At 67.1% G+C, this 1190-nt stretch carries 1 pseudogene; it reads left to right on the top strand.

Features of this window, described 5'->3' with window-relative positions:
* Window positions 1–1190, top strand: a pseudogene (locus tag B0I29_RS46265) (hypothetical protein); the annotation flags it as partial.

Genomic DNA, 1190 nt, shown 5'->3' with positions numbered 1-1190 from the left:
TGGGACTCGGCCGGCAAGGACCCGGAATCACCGGAGAAGCCGCAGCTGTCCACCGCCACCTCGGCCGACGTCCTCAAGCTCAGCGGCCTGAGCGGCATCGAACCCGGCACGAAGAGCGCTCCGATGCCCTCCACTGTCGACGGTGACGGCACCGGCGACATCCAGCTGCATCTGGACGCTGCCGCGACCGGCCTGCTCACCGGCACCGACGTGACCTTCCCGGTCTACCTCGACCCGAACCTGAACACCGGCGAAGCCGCCTGGCTGTTCGTCAGCAAATCCCACGCCAACAGCAACTTCTGGAACGGCACCGGATACAACGGCGGCACCAGCGACGCCCGCGTCGGCCACGAAGACGACACCGGCGTCACCGCCCGCTCCTTCTGGCGCATGACCTTCAAAAACATCAAAGGCGCCACCGTCAGCTCCTCGGCGTTCAAGGTGTTGAACAACCACTCCTGGTCCTGCACCGCCCGGGAGTTCCAGCTCTACTACACCGGCGCCATCTCCACCGGCACCACCTGGAACAAACAACCCGCCTGGACCGCCCTGCAACAGAAGGTCTCCTTCGCCAAGGGCTACTCCAGCTCCTGCAAAGACGACTACGTCGCCTTCAACGCCAAAGACGGCGCCCAGCGCGCCGCCACCGCCGGCGCCACCACCGTCACCTTCGGCATGAAAGCCTCCACCGAAACCGACACCCTGACCTGGCGCAAATTCCAAGCCAACACCGCCGTCCTCGAAACGGTCTACAACACCACCCCGACCGAGCCGACCAGCGTCACCACCACCCCGGGTGGCGCCTGCGTACCCGGCCCCGGCACCGGGCGTACCGTCGCCAAAACCAACATCACCCTCGCCGCGATCGGCAAGGACGCCGACGGCAACCTGTCCAAGCTCCGCTTCCGCTGGTGGCCCACCGGCGGCACCGTCCCCGCCGGCACCCTGGTCACCCCGGACAGCGCGGGCAAGGCGACACTGCTGATCCCGACCACCTCACTGACCGACAAAACAACGTACTCATGGGACGTCCGCTCCGAGGACACCTCCAGCGCCGAATCCACCTGGGCACCATCCGGCACCGAACCCTGCCGGATCACCATCGACGCCTCCGCACCACCGGCGCCGGACGTGACCAGCGACGTCTTCCTCGAAGCGACAGCGGACGGCGCCACCTGGGCCACCGTGAA

The sequence above is a fragment of the Actinoplanes lutulentus genome (assembly GCF_003259845.1).
GTDB lineage: Bacteria > Actinomycetota > Actinomycetes > Mycobacteriales > Micromonosporaceae > Actinoplanes > Actinoplanes lutulentus.
Note: the sequence above shows the minus strand (reverse complement) of the source record. Positions and strands in the feature narration are given on the sequence as shown.